15 protein-coding genes are annotated in these 16601 nt (G+C 70.0%); 7 read left to right on the top strand and 8 right to left on the bottom strand.

The window, feature by feature from the left end:
• Window position 1 precedes the first annotated feature (1 nt).
• The 5 genes from WBG06_RS20645 to WBG06_RS20625 form a co-directional block, all read right to left on the bottom strand.
• Window positions 2-910 (bottom strand): hexose kinase, encoded by a 909-nt coding sequence (locus WBG06_RS20645; RefSeq protein WP_336738838.1) that lies wholly within the window; start codon window positions 908-910, stop codon window positions 2-4.
• Window positions 907-1833 (bottom strand): ROK family protein, encoded by a 927-nt coding sequence (locus WBG06_RS20640; RefSeq protein ID WP_336738837.1) that lies wholly within the window; start codon window positions 1831-1833, stop codon window positions 907-909. Before WBG06_RS20640 ends, WBG06_RS20645 begins: the two co-directional genes overlap by 4 nt.
• On the bottom strand, window positions 1833-2750 hold the full coding sequence (locus WBG06_RS20635) for an SIS domain-containing protein (protein WP_336738836.1): 918 nt from the start codon (window positions 2748-2750) through the stop codon (window positions 1833-1835). The genes WBG06_RS20640 and WBG06_RS20635 overlap by 1 nt, the downstream gene beginning before the upstream one ends.
• Before the next feature lie 89 nt (window positions 2751-2839).
• Window positions 2840-3625, bottom strand: a complete 786-nt coding sequence (locus WBG06_RS20630) for a DeoR/GlpR family DNA-binding transcription regulator (RefSeq protein ID WP_336738835.1) — start codon at window positions 3623-3625, stop codon at window positions 2840-2842.
• Between the two features lie 38 nt (window positions 3626-3663).
• The gene (locus WBG06_RS20625) at window positions 3664-7509 is read right to left on the bottom strand and encodes an endo-alpha-N-acetylgalactosaminidase family protein (RefSeq protein ID WP_336738834.1); all 3846 of its coding nucleotides are present in this window, start codon (window positions 7507-7509) and stop codon (window positions 3664-3666) included.
• Window positions 7510-7614: 105 nt separating this feature from the next.
• Here WBG06_RS20625 and WBG06_RS20620 point away from each other — a divergent pair, with 105 nt between their 5' ends.
• The 3 genes from WBG06_RS20620 (at window position 7615) to WBG06_RS20610 (ending at window position 11730) form a co-directional block, all read left to right on the top strand.
• Window positions 7615-9390, top strand: coding sequence for a glycoside hydrolase family 35 protein (locus tag WBG06_RS20620; RefSeq protein WP_336738833.1), 1776 nt, complete (start codon window positions 7615-7617; stop codon window positions 9388-9390).
• 10 nt (window positions 9391-9400) lie between these two features.
• The gene (gene ilvD / locus WBG06_RS20615) at window positions 9401-11095 is read left to right on the top strand and encodes a dihydroxy-acid dehydratase (RefSeq protein WP_336738832.1); all 1695 of its coding nucleotides are present in this window, start codon (window positions 9401-9403) and stop codon (window positions 11093-11095) included.
• Window positions 11096-11178: 83 nt separating this feature from the next.
• Complete coding sequence (locus WBG06_RS20610; protein WP_336738831.1) at window positions 11179-11730, top strand: NUDIX hydrolase; 552 nt, start codon at window positions 11179-11181, stop codon at window positions 11728-11730.
• Here WBG06_RS20610 and WBG06_RS20605 read toward each other — a convergent pair whose 3' ends face one another.
• Together WBG06_RS20605 and WBG06_RS20600 are read right to left on the bottom strand one after the other, a co-directional pair.
• A complete protein-coding gene (locus WBG06_RS20605; RefSeq protein WP_336738830.1) occupies window positions 11731-12108 on the bottom strand; it encodes a nitroreductase family deazaflavin-dependent oxidoreductase in 378 nt (125 codons plus the stop codon).
• A 1-nt stretch (window position 12109) separates the two neighbouring features.
• Window positions 12110-12565: a nitroreductase family deazaflavin-dependent oxidoreductase gene (locus tag WBG06_RS20600; protein ID WP_336738829.1), complete on the bottom strand. Its 456-nt coding sequence runs from the start codon at window positions 12563-12565 to the stop codon at window positions 12110-12112.
• A gap of 198 nt (window positions 12566-12763) precedes the next feature.
• On the opposite strand from WBG06_RS20600, the gene WBG06_RS20595 reads away from it, so the two are divergent.
• The 4 genes from WBG06_RS20595 to WBG06_RS20580 all read left to right on the top strand — a co-directional run bounded on the left by WBG06_RS20595 (window position 12764) and on the right by WBG06_RS20580 (window position 15701).
• Entirely contained in the window at window positions 12764-14098 is a 1335-nt protein-coding gene (locus tag WBG06_RS20595) for an HNH endonuclease signature motif containing protein (protein WP_336738828.1), read from the top strand.
• 32 nt (window positions 14099-14130) lie between these two features.
• The gene (locus WBG06_RS20590) at window positions 14131-14514 is read left to right on the top strand and encodes an MmcQ/YjbR family DNA-binding protein (protein ID WP_336738827.1); all 384 of its coding nucleotides are present in this window, start codon (window positions 14131-14133) and stop codon (window positions 14512-14514) included.
• 96 nt (window positions 14515-14610) lie between these two features.
• On the top strand, window positions 14611-15165 hold the full coding sequence (locus WBG06_RS20585; RefSeq protein WP_336738826.1) for a putative glycolipid-binding domain-containing protein: 555 nt from the start codon (window positions 14611-14613) through the stop codon (window positions 15163-15165).
• Window positions 15166-15290: 125 nt separating this feature from the next.
• Window positions 15291-15701, top strand: a complete 411-nt coding sequence (locus WBG06_RS20580; RefSeq protein ID WP_336738825.1) for an MmcQ/YjbR family DNA-binding protein — start codon at window positions 15291-15293, stop codon at window positions 15699-15701.
• Between the two features lie 212 nt (window positions 15702-15913).
• On the opposite strand, the gene WBG06_RS20575 is transcribed toward WBG06_RS20580, so the two are convergent.
• On the bottom strand, window positions 15914-16336 hold the full coding sequence (locus WBG06_RS20575) for an MmcQ/YjbR family DNA-binding protein (protein ID WP_336738871.1): 423 nt from the start codon (window positions 16334-16336) through the stop codon (window positions 15914-15916).
• Window positions 16337-16601 lie beyond the last annotated feature (265 nt).

Raw genomic sequence — 16601 nt, 5'->3', positions numbered from 1 at the left:
CTCAGCCCTCCTCGACGTCGACTCGTCCGACCATGACCTCCGCCAGGACCGACGCGTAGGTCTCGGCGTCGATCTCCCCGGCGACCGGCGCAGCCACGGCGGCGGCGCCCAGCGCGGCGGCATCGCGCAGGGTCTCCGGCCACGGCGTGCCTGCGGCGAGGCCACGGGCGAGCCCCGCGGCGGCCGCGTCCCCGGCGCCTGTCGGGTTCCCGACGATCCCGGCCGGTGGGCGCGCCTCCCAGCACGAGCCGTCGGCGTACGCGACCAACCCCAGGCTTCCGCGGGTCAGCACGACCGGTCCGCCGTTGCGGGTGGCGAGGGCGGCGGCCGCGGCGACCGGGTCGTCGGGGGCGTGGCCGACAAGTCGCGCGAGCTCGTCCTCGTTGGGGGTCAGGACGGCGCCGGTCCCGACCGCGGCCGCGAGCGCGGCGTCGTCCAGGTCGAGGAGCACCGGGACACCGGTCGATGCAGCGAGCCGTGCGATCCGCGCCGGAAGATCGGTCGGTACGCCGGGCGCCAGGCTGCCGGAGACGGTCAGCGCCGTCGCGTCGGCGATCCGGTCGGCGAGGAGGTCGAGCAGCCTCCCGGCGGCACCGGGCCTCGCCTGCCGACCAGGCTCCCACAGCGAGGTCGTCGACTCGGCGACGACGACCACCGTGCGGCGTACCTCCTCGAGCTCGGGCAGGAACGTCGCGGGCAGCTCCCGCCCGAGAGCACGGCCGAAGTCCTCGTCAGCGATCCCGAGGGCACAGGTCGGCTCCCCCAGCTGGTGCAGCACCCGGGCGAGGTTGACGCCCTTGCCGCCGAGCCGGCTGGTGACCTCGGCGACCCGGTGGACCTCACCCACGGTCAGCCGCGGTAGCCGGTAGGTCACGTCGATCGCCGGGTTCAAGGTGACGGTGAGGATCATGCGCTCCACCCCGTCGAACCCGGCCGCGTCAGGGTGAGCGCCAGCCGGGCGGCACCGACCAGGCCGGCTCGGCCACCCAGGGCCGAGAGGCGTACGGGCGGCACCGCCGTCACCCCGGCGCGCTCGCGCATCCGGGCCTGCAGCGGCTCGAGCAGGTCTCCCCCGGCCTCGGCGACACCGCCTCCGAGGATGATCTCGCCGGGCGCGAGCAGCGCTCCCACCGCCAGGAACCCGTCGGCGAGGGCAGTGATCGCCTCGGACCAGACCTCGGCGGCGAGCGGATCATGACGGGTCCGCGCGACCAGGTCGGCGACGCCGGTGACCCCGGTGTCGCCGCCGCGCGCGGCATACCGCTGCCGCATGGCACGGGCACCCGCCCACGCCTCCACGCAGCCGCGCAGCCCGCAACTGCAGCGCGGACCGGCGGGGTCGACCACCAGATGGCCGAGCTCACCGGCCTGACCGGAGCCGCCGACGACCGCCCGCCCCTCGACGTACGTCACCGCAGCGATGCCCGTCCCGAGCACGGCGACGAGCGCGGAGGCCGGCGACCCGGCGTCCTCCCAGATCGCACCGGCGGCAGCGGCCGTATCGTGCGACACCACGACCGGAAGGCCCAGACGCTCGGCGACGGGTGCCGCCACCGGCGTGTCGACGAGACCGAGGTTGACCGCCTTGCGCGAGATGCCCGCATCGGAGTCGACGAGCCCGGGGAAGGCGATCCCGATCCCGGTCACCTGCGCACGCGCCGTGGGACTGAGGCCGGCCAGCAGACGCTCCCCCATCTGTGCGATGTCGTCGAGGACCGCCGGACCGGGCCGGGTGTCCATCCGCGACTCGGCCATCACCACGTCGGCGGCCCCGACCACGGCACCACGCACCGAGGTGCCGCCGACGTCGAACGCGAGGGCGAGAGAGCGCATCACGCGGGCGGAGCAGCAGCCGGGCTCAGGATGATCGAGCGGGTCAGGTTGCGCGGCGCGTCGGGATCGAGGCCGGCGCGACGGGCCCGCTCCACGCAGAGCAGGTGCACGCGCACCAGCTCGGCGAGCGGGTCGACCTCGGAGTGCATCAGGTCGGCGCCGGTGACCGCGACGTCCTCGGCGAAGCCCGCGACCAGGTCGCCGAAGGCCCACACGACCCGACCAGGTGCGCTGATCGAGAGCGGACCGTGGCGGTATTCCATCATCGGGTAGGACTCCGTCCACAGCTGGGCGGACTCCCGCAGCTTGAGCGCGGCTTCCTGTGCGACCCCGTTGGTCCAGCCTCGGCCGACGAAGGTGAGCTGGTCGGCGGTGAGCGCCGGACCGAACCCGTCCACACCGGCGTCGATGATCTGCTGGGCCTGCTCCGCGGCCTGGCTCAGGTCGTGGCCGAGGTGCCAGCGCAGCATCGCGAGCGTGGTGGTCGCGAAGCGGGTCTGGACCACCGACCTCTCGTCGACCTCGGGCGTCAGGATCGGCTCCGCGATCTCGAGGGCCGGGGTGCCGGGCGACGAAGAGACCACGGTCGCCGGGATCCGGCCGCCGAGGCGGGTGAGCAGGTCGACGACCTCCGTCGTGGTGCCCGACCGGGTGATCGCCAGCAGCCGGTCGTAGCCCCGGTCGAGCCGGGCCTCGGTCGGCGTCCAGGCGTCGGTGATGCCCTGGCCCTGCTCCTCGCGCAGCGCGGCGTACGCCTGGGCCATGTAGAGCGAGGTGCCACAGCCGACGACAGCGACCTTCTCCCCCGCCTGGGGCAGCGCGTCGGCGAAGCGCTCAGCGGTGTCACGGGCGGCCAGCCAGTCGGCAGGCTGGGTCGCTATCTCGGCGGCGAGATGCGTCGGTGCGGATGCGGTCATGGTGTCGGGTCACCCTTCGATGTGTTACCGGGCTGGAGCCGAATCATCCAACGCATTGCGCGTTTATGTCAATAAAGAGCGTCAAATGATCATTTTCGCTCAGTCGCGATCACGATCTCCGCCCCGTGCTCGGCCAGCGCCTTGGCAAGCGGCTCGGGGACCGCACGGTCGGTGACGAGCATGGAGACGGAGTCGAGGTCACGGATGCGCGCGAACGTGGGATGCTCGAGCTTCGTGCTGTCGGCCACGACGATCGTGCGCTGCGCAGCCGCGATGAAGTCGGCGCTGATCTTGGCCTCGGCCGGGTGGATCGTGGTGAGCCCGGCGCGGGTGCTGATGCCGTCGACACCGAGGATCGCGGTGTCGATGTGGATCTTGGAGAGCACTCCCTCGCTCAGCGGGCCGACCAGCTCGTAGGACTGGGTGCGCGCGGCTCCGCCGGTCACCACGATGTTGACGTTGGGTCGGATCGAGAGCTCGTAGGCGATGTTGAGCGCGTTGGTGACCACCGTGATGCTGTCGTCCTCGGTCAGGTCCGGGTGACGCCCGATCGAGCGCGCCACCTCGCTGGTGGTCGTGCCACCGTTGAGCGCCACCGTCTCGCCCGGAACGACCAGGTCGGCAACCGCAGCCGCGATCGCGCGCTTGGCCTCTGCCTGGCGCCCGATCTTGTATTGCAACGGCAGCTCGTACGCCGAGCCGAGCGCCGTCGCCCCACCATGCGTCCGGGTGACCAGCCGCTGGTCGGCGAGGTGCCCGATGTCGCGGCGGGCGGTCGCCGCCGAGACCCCGAGCGCGCTCTCCACCTCCGCGATCGAGACGTGCCCGTGCTCACTGATCAGCTCGAGCAGCTGGTTGAGTCGCTGTTGTCTCATGGGCCCCCTTCCTGGGTCCCGGACAGCCTACGCAGATCTCAGCCCCCGCAGTGGAACGTCGCGTCGGCCCAGTCGGCGTGGTCGTTGCCGTTCCCGTCACCGGCATCGCCCACGAGCAGGTCGACGTAGTCGGCGCCGGTGACGTCGGCGGTGATCGACTCGGTCGCGCTCGCCGCTCCGAGGGTGCCGGTCTCGGCGACCGTACGCCCGTCCGCGACCACCGCGAACCGCACCGACCCCCGCGAGGTCTGGGCGTCGTCGACGCCGATGTCGGCGGTGAACGAGGTGCAGTTGCCGGCCAGGTAGTAGCGGACCTTGGAGACCGCGTGCGCGCCCAGGCCCTTGGCGTAGACCTTGCCGTTCAAGGTGATCGGCCGGCCGTCACCGGCGGCGTTCTCCCCCACGCTGGTGTCGCGCTCCACCGGCCCCCAGCCGTTGGTGGCCGAGATCCAGCCGAGGTCGCTGGCGTAGGTGTCCGCGGTCGGCGGAGGCGGCGCGGTCTGCGCCGTGGCCGCGCGGGTCACCGTGCGCGTCTCGCCACCGAAGTCGTACGTCGCCGCCGCACGGAGCTGATAGCTCGACTCGGCCGCGTCGGCCGGCGGGGTGACCTTCCAGGTGACCGTGTGGCTCGCCCCGGGAGCCAGCGAGTCGAAGCCCGCGGGGGTCGAGGCCTCCGCCGTCCAGCCCTCCGGCACCTCGAGGTCGACCTGCCCCGCGCCGGTCGCCGACGCCTCGTCGCTGGTCAGCGTCGTGGTGACCTCGCTGACGGCACCCGGCAGCAGCTTGTCCGCGCCGGCGTCGACGGCGAGGGTCGCACAGGCCGGCATGTCCCCGGCCTCGCCGAGGTCCTCGACGGTGAAGTCGTCGATGCTGATGTCGCCGTTCGCACCGTTGTCGTCGGCGGTCCGCAGACCGACCCAGTAGTCGCCGCAGCCACCGGCCACGAGCTCGTCGCTGAACCGGGCCGTCTCGACCTGCTTGCCGATCGGCCGGGCGGCGACCTCGACCGAGCGCGGCTCGCCGCTCGCGACCGTGTCGTAGCCGGTCACCCACTCGTAGTCGTCGGCCCGCTCGGTCTGGTGGTCGAAGGAGACCCGGTAGCGGTGGCCGGGCTCGAGACGTACGGTCTGCGGGACGGTGCGGTAGACGAGACCGCCGTTCTCGGCGTGCGACTTGAGCGACCAGTCGCCGCTGATCACGTCGTCGGTGACCTTTCCGTTCCAGCCGCTCTGGGTGTAGGGCTCATGGCGCTCGGCCAGGTGCGTACGCGGGTCGGTGACGCCGCCCGAGGAGCCCTTGACGAACGGCGACCAGCCCTGGACGACCTCCTCGAAGTCCTCCTTCACGATGACCTTCGCTCCGGAAGCGGCGGCCAGGTCGCGATCGATCGCGACGACACGTACGTCATCGACGCGGACCTTCCCGGAGCCGGACTCAGCGGAGATCTTGACGGTCGCGGTGCCGTCGCGGCCGGCGTCGAAGGGCACCTCGACCCGCTGGAAGTAGGTGCTGTGCAGCTCGTCGGCGGCGACCAGGTTCTTCGCGGTCGAGCGCTCGACGCGGTTGCTGTAGGTCTTCCCGCCCGAGGTGACGGTGACCGTGGTGGGGCGGCTGTGGCCGGGCTCGACCTCCACCCAGACGCCCAGCGCGTTGCGCCCGCTGCGCAGGCCGTGGAGCCGCTGGCTGATCGCGGCCTTGCCGCCGGCACCGAGGACGGCGACCTGCTGGCCGGTCGAGGTGCGTCCCGTCGTGGCCGGGCCGCTCGGGTGCCATGCGTCCAGGCTGCCGGCGTTGAAGCCGGGGTCGGCGACGTGGCTGCCCTGGCCCCACCGCGGCTCGGGCGAGCTGCCGGGGGTCTTGGTCAGGACGTACGCGGTTCCTGCCTTCGCATCCAAGGTGACCTCGCCGGCCCGCACCGGCACGCTGCCGGCCGCCACCCGACCCTGCTCGGTGAGCTCGTAGACGTTGAGCCGGCCGCTGTTGCTCCACGCGTCGGTCAGGCTCCAGGTCGTCCGGCCGCCGTCGGCGTTGTGGTGATAGAGCTTGGTGTCGTCCTTCCACGGGAGCAGGTAGGCGTCGCCGTCGAGGACGAGGTCGCCGCCCTGGTAGATCTTCCGGGTCGCCGCGGTCGAGCCGGTGTTGACCACGCGGACACCGCCGTCCTGGACGATCTCGTCCTGGCTCCAGCGCAGGATCGGGTGCTGCTGGAGATACTTCGTCGGCAGGTTCGTCCGCCAGATGTTGTCGTAGAAGGCGTCGACGTCGTTCTCGCCGGTCCAGCCCTCGAACTCGACGATCTCGGTGTGCCCGAGCAGCTTGTCGGGGTTCCAGGTGTCCTTCTGCCCGTTGCGTACGAACCGGATCAGCTGGCTGTTCAGGCCCTTGTTGGTGGCGCCGCCGTAGGACTCGTCGTTGGCCCAGTGGGACCAGAGCGCGTCCTCCTCGAAGTGGTAGGACCACTCGGTGCCGATGTTCCAGCCCTGGCCGCGCAGCTCCTGAGCGAGCCGCTCCTGGAGCCAGCCGTAGGAGTAGTAGACGTCGATGTAGAGGAAGTCGAGGTTCGGGTGGGTCTCGCGGCGCAGCTGGGCGAAGCGGTCGACGATGTTCTTGGTCGCCAGGTCGGTGCGCTGGTCGATGTAGTAGGACTGGTCGATCCAGTCCCAGCCGGGGCTGTTCTCGTCGACCAAGGTCTCGTCGAAGGTCTTCGCCTCGGGGTAGGCCTCGGTCGCGTTGACGTGGACCCCGAAGTCGGCGCCCCACTTCTCACCCTCACGGGCGAGCGTGTTGAGGTCCTCGAGCCCGCCGGCACGGGTGTTGTAGTTGCCGCCGTAGTCGGGGTGGGCGGAGTCGTGGCCCTCGGAGCCGTAGCCCTTCAGCACGGCCAGCTGGCCGAGCCCGTCGGTGGCCAACGAGACCCTCTTGACGTCGTCGAGCGTACGCAGGAACGGATGTGTCGCCTGGCTGGCGAAGTTGAACGGGATGTGGGTGACCACCCGCTCGGGCGTCTCGTCCGCGCCGTTCATCGGGCGCTGGATGTCGCGCAGCGCGATCGCGCCGTCCTGCCAGTCGACGTGGTGGTCATCGTTGGCGTCCGGGGTGACGGTGACCTTCGCCCACGGGAGCTCCTCGGTGTAGGGCGAGCCCGACGCGCGGTAGGTCCACTGGCCGCTCCACAGCCCGACCCGGCGGCCGCTGTCGGTGGCGCTGACCTTGCGCCAGATCCGGCCGCGCTCGTTGGTCGCGTCGCCGCTGCTCTGGTCGTAGACCGAGTTGGTCTCGATGGCGGCGGCCAGCTGGTCGGTGTCGACGATGGCGTACGCGGACCCGACCGGCGTCGCGGTCGTGGCCAGGTCGGCGGTGACCTCGGTGTGGGTGTCGCCGTTCTTGGTGCGGTCGGCGCTGACGATCGCGGTGTTCACGGTGGCACCGGCCTGGTCCGAGCTGACCGAGAGGAGGTCGTGACCGGGGATGTCGAGGGTGCCGACCCGGTGCTCGGCGGTGTCGGTCACCTTGGTCACGGCGAAGGTGACGACGTCGCCGGCCACCTCGAGCTTGGCGTCGAGCTCGACGCCGGGCAGGTCGGCGAAGGTGAGCCGGTAGGTCGTGGTGTCGGCGTCGACCTGGGTGCTGGTCACGGTCGCCGTGTGTGCTGTGCCGTTGATGCGTACGTCCGTGGGCACCGTGGCCGCGCCGCCGATCTCGCCGCCGGCGGTGTGCCGGTAGCCGAGCACGGCCGGGAAGTCCTCGGCCACCTGCACGCTGAGGACGGACGAGGTCAGGGTGAAACCGCCCGCGGGGGCGGCGTGGCTTGCGGGCGCGATCGCGACCAAGCCGGCGAAAGCCGTCACGGACGCGAGGAGGACGGTGGGGAAACGCTTCGGCATCGTGACTCCCGAGGGTGGGGATGGGCCTGACGAGGTCCGTCCATCATGCAGAGTTTTGCGCGAGTTGGCTACGTTCTGCGCAAAAGTTGTCATAGCCTCGGGCGGGTGAGCCCCACCTTGACCTGGCGTGCCGGCGAGTTCCTGAAGCACGGCGTCCCCCACCGGATCCTGTCCGGATCGATCCACTACTTCCGCATCCACCCGGACCTGTGGGAGGACCGGTTGCAGCGGGTCGCCGCCACCGGGTTCAACACGATCGACACCTACGTCGCCTGGAACTTCCACGAGCGGGACGAGGGAGCTCCGGACTTCACCGGCCCCCGGGACCTCGCCCGTTTCGTCTCCATGGCTGGGGATCTCGGACTCGACGTGATCGTGCGCCCCAGCCCCTACATCTGTGCCGAGTGGACCAACGGTGGGCTGCCGTCGTGGCTGACCGCGCGCACCCGCGCACCGCGCAGCTCCGACCCGGTCTACCAGGACGCGGTCGCCCGCTGGCTCGACGTCCTGCTCCCTCGGCTGGTTCCGCTGCAGGCTGCACACGGTGGGCCGGTCGTGGCCGTGCAGCTGGAGAACGAATACGGCTCCTACGGCGACGACGCCGCCCACCTCGCCTGGCTGCGGCAGGCGCTCCTCGACCGCGGCGTCACCGAGCTGCTCTACACCGCAGACGGCCCGACCGAGGTCATGCTCGACGCCGGCACGGTCGAGGGCACTCTCGCCGCGGCGACCTTCGGCAGTCGCGCCTCCGAGGCCGCGGCGAAGCTGAGCGCGCGGCGCCCCGGCGAGCCGTTCCTGTGCGCCGAGTTCTGGAACGGCTGGTTCGACCACTGGGGCGAGAACCATCACGTACGCTCCCCCGCGAGCGCCGCCGGGACGCTGCGCGAGATCATCGACCTGGGCGGTTCGGTCAGCGTCTACATGGCCCACGGCGGGACCAACTTCGGGCTCTGGGCGGGGTCCAACCACGACGGCCGCCGCATCCAGCCCACCGTGACCAGCTACGACTCCGACGCGCCGATCGGCGAGGACGGCCGGGTCTCGGAGAAGTTCCGGCTCTACCGCGAGATCCTGGCGCCTGCCACCGGGCGGACGGTCGCCGCTCTGCCCGCGCTCCCGCCCGTGGGTGCCCGTCACGCGTCTGCTTCCGCCCCGGTGACGCCGGGCGCCGACCTGCTGTCGCTGGTGACCCGCGCGCCCGCTGTCCGCGCGGCCGGGCCGCTGAGCTTCGAGGAGCTGGGCATCGACGCCGGCCTGGTGACGTACCGGTCCTCGATCACGCTCCCCAGCCACGACGTCCATCTCACGGTGCGCGGGCTGCACGACGTGGCGTACGCCTTCCTCGACGGGCACCCGCTCGGCACCCTCGAGCGCGACGACGCCGAGCCCGCGGTGCTCACGCTTCCCGGCCTCGGCAGGGTCGCCGAGCTGACCCTCGTCGTCGAGGCGCTCGGCCGGGTCAACTACGGCCCGCTGCTCGGCGAGCACAAGGGGATCCTCGGCGGCGTCCAGGTCGACCGCCGACTCGTCCACAGCTGGGACCACCACCTCGCTCCCCTCGACCGTTGGGACGACCTCGACGGTCTCCCCCGCGCCGTCATCGACGTCGATGCCCCCGCCGACGGCTGGCTCGCCCTCCCCGGCGACGGCGACCGGTACGTCTGGCTCAACGGCACCCTGCTCGGCAGGCTGTGCGCCCGCGGCCCCCAACGCCGCCTTTACGCACCCGCTCCCCTGTGGCGCGACGGCGCCAACGAGATCGCCGTCCTCGACCTCACCCACCCGGCGACGTACGTCGAGGTCCACCCGGATCCCGACTTCGGGCCGAGCGAGGAGTACGTCGAGTCGTTGCCGACCGGCATCGAGGTCTCGGACGGTTAGCCTCGTACATGTGAACCCACTCAGCCCCGACACACCTGACATCAAGCCCCGGTCGCGCGCCGTCACCGATGGGCTCGAAGCCACCGCTGCCCGCGGCATGCTGCGGGCAGTCGGCCTCGGTGACGATGACTTCGCGAAGCCGCAGATCGGCGTCGCGTCGTCGTGGAACGAGATCACGCCGTGCAACCTGTCCCTCGACCGGCTCGCGAAGGCGGTGAAGAACGGCGTCCACGCGGCCGGCGGCTATCCACTCGAGTTCGGCACCATCTCCGTCTCCGACGGGATCTCGATGGGTCATGAGGGCATGCACTTCTCGCTGGTATCGCGCGAGATCATCGCCGACTCGGTCGAGACCGTGATGAGCGCCGAACGCCTCGACGGCTCCGTGCTGCTCGCGGGCTGCGACAAGTCGCTGCCCGGCATGTTGATGGCGGCCGCGAGGCTCGACCTCGCCTCGGTCTTCCTCTACGCCGGCTCGATCATGCCCGGGCAGGTCGACGGCCGCGACGTCACGATCATCGACGCCTTCGAAGCGGTCGGGGCGTGCATCGCGGGGAAGATGAGCCGCGACGAGGTCACCCGCATCGAGAAGGCGATCTGTCCCGGCGAGGGCGCGTGCGGCGGCATGTACACCGCCAACACGATGGCTGCCGTCGCCGAGGCGATGGGCATGTCGTTGCCCGGCTCGGCCGCGCCTCCCGCGGTCGACCGACGTCGCGACGGTTTCGCCCACCGCTCGGGCGAAGCGGTGGTCGGGCTGCTGCGCAAGGGCATCACCGCGCGTCAGATCATGACCAAGGAGGCCTTCGAGAACGCCATCGCCGTCGTGATGGCCCTCGGCGGTTCCACCAACGCCGTGCTGCACCTGCTGGCCATCGCCAACGAGGCCGAGGTGGACCTGACGCTCGACGACTTCACCCGGATCGGGGACAAGGTCCCCCACCTCGCCGACCTCAAGCCCTACGGCAAGTACGTCATGAACGACGTCGACAAGATCGGCGGGATCCCGGTGGTGATGAAGGCGCTCCTGGACGCGGGGCTGCTCCACGGCGACTGCCTCACCGTGACCGGGAAGACGATGGCGGAGAACCTCGCCGAGCTCAGCCCGCCCACCCTCGACGACGACGTGATCCACTCCTTCGAGCGACCGATCCACCGCACCGGTGGTCTCACCATCCTGAAGGGCTCGCTCGCCCCCGAAGGTGCCGTCGTCAAGACGGCCGGCTTCGACGACACCGTCTTCCGCGGCACCGCCCGGGTCTTCGACGGGGAGCGAGCCGCGATGGACGCGCTCGAAGCGGGGTTCATCGTCGCCGGCGACGTCGTGGTCATCCGCAACGAGGGCCCGAAGGGCGGCCCGGGCATGAGAGAGATGCTCGCCATCACGGGAGCCATCAAGGGCGCTGGTCTCGGTAAGGATGTCCTGCTGATCACCGACGGCCGGTTCTCGGGAGGAACCACCGGCCTCTGCGTCGGCCACATCGCACCCGAAGCCGTCGACGCCGGCCCGATCGCCTTCGTCCGTGACGGCGACCCGATCGCCCTCGACGTCGTCAACCGCACCCTCGAGGTCGACGTCGACCCCGACGAGCTGGAGCGGCGAAAGGTCGGCTGGGAGCCACTCCCCTCGAAGTATCAGCGCGGAGTGCTCGGCAAGTACCGGCGTACGGTGCAGTCGGCTGCGGTCGGCGCGGTCACGAGCTAGGTGCGGCGCCGGGCGGCGAAGACCGCCCGGCGTGGCGTCGCTTCCCGGCGCTTGACGTCGGCAAATTCGGCTACTCTCATCGCGTGGGATCTCGGCCGACCATCGACGCGTCTGTACGTCCGCCACGTCCTCGTGCTCCTGAGGCGACCAGCACGGGCCGACGAGTCGACTGGCACAACGATCCCTCGGCCCCCGCGGTGAACAGCATCAGGCCGAGCGCGAGCGCCTTCGTGCTCGACGACCCGGGCAGGATCCTGCTGATCTGCCGCGGCGACACCGGCAACTGGACCATGCCCGGCGGGGCGATGGAGCCCGGCGAGTCCCTGACGGCGGCCGCGGTCCGCGAGACCTTCGAGGAGACCGGTATCACCATCGAGGTGACCGGTCTGGTCGGGATCTGGACCGACCCGCGCCACCGCATCGAGAACACCACCAACGGCGAGGTACGCCAGGAGTGCAGCATCATCTACGCCGGCCGCTACCTCGCCGGCGAGCCCACTCCCTCAGCCGAGAACACCCACGCCGAATGGGTCTCACCCGCCAACGTCCCCAGCCTCCAGATGGACCGGAGCCAACGCGTACGGATCGACTGGGCCCTCAACCGCAACTTCCCCCACCTCGATCCCAACCCCTGATCAGGCCGTACGCAGCAGCCTGAACTCGTGCCGCTGCAGCACCTGGAGGACGAGCTTGGCCGGGTGGCCGAAGGCATCCCGGCCCGCCTTGGACGGATAGGGCTCGATCGCGGACACCTGATGCCACTGACCGTCGACGAGCAGCTCGCAGCGCCCAGCGGCGACGATGTTGCGATACCAGTTGACGTCCTCGCCGTAGGTCAGCTCCGCGATGAAACCCTCGGGCACCCGCGCGACGATGATCGGCGTCTCGTACGTCTTCCCCGACTTCCGTCCCACGTGCCGCACGAGCGAGAACGGACCGTGCCCCGAGCGGGCCACCCGCATGGTCACCCGGTTGAGCGTGTTCTTCAGCATCCAGAGCCACTTACGACGCATCTCAGTCTCCTAGGAGCTTCAGGTTCACCATCGGCAGTCCCTCGACCTCGTGGCCGACCGCCTCCTCGATCGCGCCGCGCAGACGCTGCCAGGCCTTCGGGTGCGCCTGCTGATAGCGACCCAGCGCGGCAGCGGACTCCTCCTCGGAGAGGAATCGTGCCCGGGCTGCGACGTTGGTGCGCGTCCCGATGCTGACGCGACACGACGGTTCGGCCCGGAGGTTCTGATACCACTGCGCTCCGGTGCCGAAGCCGCTCACCACCACGATCTCGTCCGCGCTCGGCCGCTCGACGACCTCGAGGCACACGTATCGCGCGACCCCTGACCGGCGGCCGACGTGCTCGAGCATCAGGATGCGCGACCCGAAGAGCCACCCGGCGTTGTGACGGTAGAGCCAGATCGGCGCGCGGACCACAGCCCGGGTCCGGAGCAGCAGGGATGCGAGGGAGTCGATCATGGACGTCACCACACCGACCTTACCCGCGTTCGGAGCTCCAGATCGGGCCGAAACCGGACCTGCTGCCGTCGCTAGTCAGGGGCGAATTGCACCCGTGGCGCATCCCCGCCAAACCAGCCTCGAGGATGGCGTCAATATGCCACCTGACCAGGGACAACACGGCTACTCCTGTCGGTGTCGACTGGTAAAATATCGGCCATGGAAGCACTCCTCGACCCCGACGACACCACCAGCGATCTGCTGGCTGCGGTGCGTACGTCTCGGGCGGTCGCGGAGCAGGCTGACCGAGACGTGCTGATCGCCGCCGCGCGGTTCGCGGCGCTGCATTCTGTCGACTCTCCCCAGGAAGCCGCGCGACTGGACGGAGACGTGTTCGGCGACCGAATGCTGCCCCTGGCAGGACCGGGCGCGCCGTTGGTCTCCGAGGCGGCGGCGGTCGAGTTCTCTGCAGTCCTGGGTCGCTCGACGTATGCAGGGAAGAAGTTCCTGGGCGATGCGGTCGAGCTGCGCTACCGGCTCAAGCACGTCTGGGCGCGGATCCTGGACGGGTCGCTCCTGGCCTGGCGGGCTCGTCGGATCGCCGACCTCACCCGACCCCTCGATCGAGAGGTCGCGACCTGGGTGGACAAGCAGATCGGGCCGTACGCCCACACGATGGGGCCGGTCCAGCTGGAACGCGCCATCACCCAGGCCGCGGCGCTGTTCGAACCCGATGTCGCGGCTGCCGTCGGCGAGTCCGAAGCGGTCGAGCACCGCTCCGTCACGATCACCACCCAGGAGACCACCCCGTTCGTCGGCACCGGTGCCGAGCAGGGCCAAGCCGTGCTGGCGCTGGGCTATCTGGACGGCGTACTCGACGCGGCCGACGCCCTGGACCTGGAGCAGGCGGTGGCTTCGATCGCGCACGGCCTCCTCGATGAGGATGACTACGCCCACGCCAGCCTGGACGTGCGGCGAGCCGCCGCGCTCGGGGTGCTGGGCCGGGCGTACAACTCCGGCTCCTTCGACGGTGTCCCCGGCGTCGCCCGGGTGGTCGAGCTCGTCATCCACACCGACACCCGTGACCTGGCCGGCACCGGCCTGGCCAGCCTCGCCAACACCCGCGGCCTGGTCGCCATCGAACGCCTCGAACAGTGGGCCACCGCTCCCGGCACCATCGTCAAGCCGGTCATCGTGGTCGACCTGGCCGACACCATCGAAGCAGCCGGATACGTCCCGACCGCCCGGCAGCGCCGTCAGGCCGAGCTGATCCACGAGAAGTGCTCCTTCCCCTACTGCCAAGCCCGCGCCGAACGTTGCGACCTCGACCACCGAACCCCCTACGCCGCCGGCGGCACAACCAGCAGCCACAACCTGACTCCCCTGTGCCGGCAACACCACCGGATGAAGACGCATCACGGGTGGCGCTACCACCGGATCCGTGCAGGCACCTACAGGTGGCGCAGCCCCCACGGCTACGAGTACGTCGTCACCCCGGCCGGCACCATCGACATCAGCGAAGACCTCGGCCCACCGCTCACGCTTGCCGCCTGACAGAGGCAAGGGCCACGAACTACCCTCGATGAATGGCAACGCTCCACGACGTCGCTCGGATCATCGACGAGCTCCCCGAGGCCACCGAGGGCGAACGCCATGGACACCCGACCTGGTCCGTACGCGGCAAGAGCATCGCCTGGCTCCGCCCCTACAGCAAGGCCGACCTCAAACGCTTCGGCGACCAGACCCCACCGGCCCCGCCGATCCTCGCCGTCAACACCGCCGACCTGCACGAGAAGGAAGGCGTCCTCGCCGCCGGCATCGACGGCATCTTCACCATCGAGCACTTCAACAACTACCCCGCCGTGCTCATCGAGCTCAACGTCATCGACCCCGGCGACCTCCGCGACCTGCTCGTCGACGCCTGGCTCGCCGCCGCCCCAGCTGAGCTGGTCGAAGGATTCGACGGCTGAAGCTCTGACTCGCCGAGATCGTGTGCGTGACGGGGCGAGACATACCGCCCACAAGATGCGCCACCTCGCTTGGGTGTTTGCTGGTTTACTCCCGACATGGCATACGAGGAGCTCCCGCCGTTCGCTGCGTGGCAGTTCGTCGACGCCGTCGACGGGTTCGAGGTCGTCTATCGAGACGCCTCCGGCATCCGTGGATACACCTCAGCCGTCGAGGCGGGCCAGGCCTACGCGGTCCACTATGAGATCTCGGTTGATGCCCTCTGGCGTACGCGCGAAGTCCACGTCCACAATGACACCGCTCGCGGGCGACGGTCCACTGTACTTGTCTCCGACGGCAAAGGTTCCTGGACCGTCGATGGCCGGTCGGCGCCCCAGCTCGACGGGCTCTACGACGTCGACCTCGAGGCCTCTGCCTGCACCAACACCCTTCCCGTCCACCGGCTGGACCTGCCGCTAGGCGACGTCGTCACCGCGCCCGCCGCCTACGTCCAGGCACTTGACCTTCAGGTCAGACGCCTCGACCAGTCCTACCGACGCCTCGACGACCACCGGTTCGACTACCACTCCGAAGGCGGTTTCAACGCCGTGTTGGTGTACGACAAGTATGGGCTCGTCCTCGACTACCCCGGGATCGCGACGCGCCTCGCCTGAGAGACGAACCGTCCTGGGCGCACAGGCCGAACACACAGCTCCAGACTGCTCTCTCGTTCCGCACAGGTCGCGTCGCGAGGACCTACCCACGCCGTCATCCGCGCAGTCGCTGGCAGACTTGCGGCATGTCCCGGCCGCCGCGCATCGAGCCCGCCGCCGACGTAGTCGCCAAGGTTGCGTCGACCGCGTTGTCGCTTCCCGACGCCTACGAGGAGGATGCCTGGACCGGCGTCAGGTGGCGAGTCCGGAAGAAGACCTTCGCTCACGTCCTGGTCGCCCAAGAGGGGTACACGTCGGCGTACCGCGATATGACCGGGGTGACCGAGCCCACCACGGTACTGACCTTCCGATCCTCCGGCGACGAACTGCTCGCCCTGGTCCACGCCGGGCCACCGTTCTACCAGCCTCCGTGGTCGCCCACCGTCGTCGGCATGGTGCTCGACGTCGATACAGACTGGGAAGAGGTGGCCGAGCTGGTGACCGAGAGTTATCGGTTCTGCGCTCCTAAGAAGCTGAGGCACCGGCTGGATCGATGATCGTGCGGTCCGTACGACGAGCGTCAGCGCCACTCCTCCCCCGGCCACTTCCTCCTGGGCCGCGGGCTCGATCACCCAAGTTGAGGCTCAGCCACGGCCGCGCGATCCCCGTGCTCCCCAACCGACCGCTGATGCATAGAGCCCCGGCCCGCCGTCTGTGCGGTCGGGGCCATGCGACGCCTGCGTCATGGCGCCGCCAACGAGTCCTTGCGCTAGTCCGGTAGGTGCTCCCCGAGCCAGGTCGCTCTTCGGCGAGTTGACGCGCGCGAAAGCCAAGCCTCCTGTACGACCTCAGCGAGCTCGTCATAGCTGATCTCCCCAAGCCGGCTCGCTCGGATCAGAACCGACAGGTGGCCGTCGAAGTGCGGAGTAGTGAAGAACGGCGAGGATTCGTCCTGCACCATGGCCAGCTTGTCACCCTCGTTAGGCACCCAGAAGACGATGACGTCCTCGTAGCGCTGGCCGGTGTCCGGGTCGAACGCGTCAGGACGGGGGTTCCTGAAGAAGACGAACGACTTTCCGCCCACTTGATAGACCGGCCTGTTCTGGGTGCCCGCGTAGACGCGGACGTGGGGCATGCCAAGAGCAAGCTCGTGCACGTCCTCGACCCGCGCCGGCCGGCCGCCCGTTCTCATCACACAGTCAGGTTAGGTGCCACGGGCAACGCGCGGGCGACCATAGTCAATCCGCCCAGATTGCCGTAAACGGGCCTACTGAATGCCCTCCGGCAACCAGGCCTGTTCGGTCGAGAGTGGAGGTCGACCGAGAGGAGGTGATCTCTGATGGACGTTGACGCGTTCTTCGCCGGCCGACTCATTGTCGGCGCCCCCGAGCTGCGTGACCAGGCGCTTCGCAAGATGCCTGGTCATGGTGATGCTGACCAGCGGGGTGATCACTGCA

Source organism: Nocardioides sp. CCNWLW239 (genome assembly GCF_037137035.1).
In the GTDB taxonomy this organism is placed as follows: Bacteria; Actinomycetota; Actinomycetes; order Propionibacteriales; family Nocardioidaceae; genus Nocardioides.
Note: the sequence above shows the minus strand (reverse complement) of the source record. Positions and strands in the feature narration are given on the sequence as shown.

Bases quoted from the DNA above. Each gene is read 5' to 3' on its own strand.
- WBG06_RS20580 (WP_336738825.1), top strand. From the start codon at position 15,291: ATGTCCCGGCCGCCGCGCATCGAGCCCGCCGCCGACGTAGTCGCCAAG.
- WBG06_RS20600 (WP_336738829.1), bottom strand. From the start codon at position 12,565: ATGATCGACTCCCTCGCATCCCTGCTGCTCCGGACCCGGGCTGTGGTC.
- WBG06_RS20575 (WP_336738871.1), bottom strand. From the start codon at position 16,336: ATGAGAACGGGCGGCCGGCCGGCGCGGGTCGAGGACGTGCACGAGCTT.
- WBG06_RS20595 (WP_336738828.1), top strand. From the start codon at position 12,764: ATGGAAGCACTCCTCGACCCCGACGACACCACCAGCGATCTGCTGGCT.
- WBG06_RS20590 (WP_336738827.1), top strand. From the start codon at position 14,131: ATGGCAACGCTCCACGACGTCGCTCGGATCATCGACGAGCTCCCCGAG.
- WBG06_RS20645 (WP_336738838.1), bottom strand. From the start codon at position 910: ATGATCCTCACCGTCACCTTGAACCCGGCGATCGACGTGACCTACCGG.
- WBG06_RS20585 (WP_336738826.1), top strand. From the start codon at position 14,611: ATGGCATACGAGGAGCTCCCGCCGTTCGCTGCGTGGCAGTTCGTCGAC.
- WBG06_RS20625 (WP_336738834.1), bottom strand. From the start codon at position 7,509: ATGCCGAAGCGTTTCCCCACCGTCCTCCTCGCGTCCGTGACGGCTTTC.
- WBG06_RS20635 (WP_336738836.1), bottom strand. From the start codon at position 2,750: ATGACCGCATCCGCACCGACGCATCTCGCCGCCGAGATAGCGACCCAG.
- WBG06_RS20640 (WP_336738837.1), bottom strand. From the start codon at position 1,833: ATGCGCTCTCTCGCCCTCGCGTTCGACGTCGGCGGCACCTCGGTGCGT.
- WBG06_RS20630 (WP_336738835.1), bottom strand. From the start codon at position 3,625: ATGAGACAACAGCGACTCAACCAGCTGCTCGAGCTGATCAGTGAGCAC.
- WBG06_RS20605 (WP_336738830.1), bottom strand. From the start codon at position 12,108: ATGCGTCGTAAGTGGCTCTGGATGCTGAAGAACACGCTCAACCGGGTG.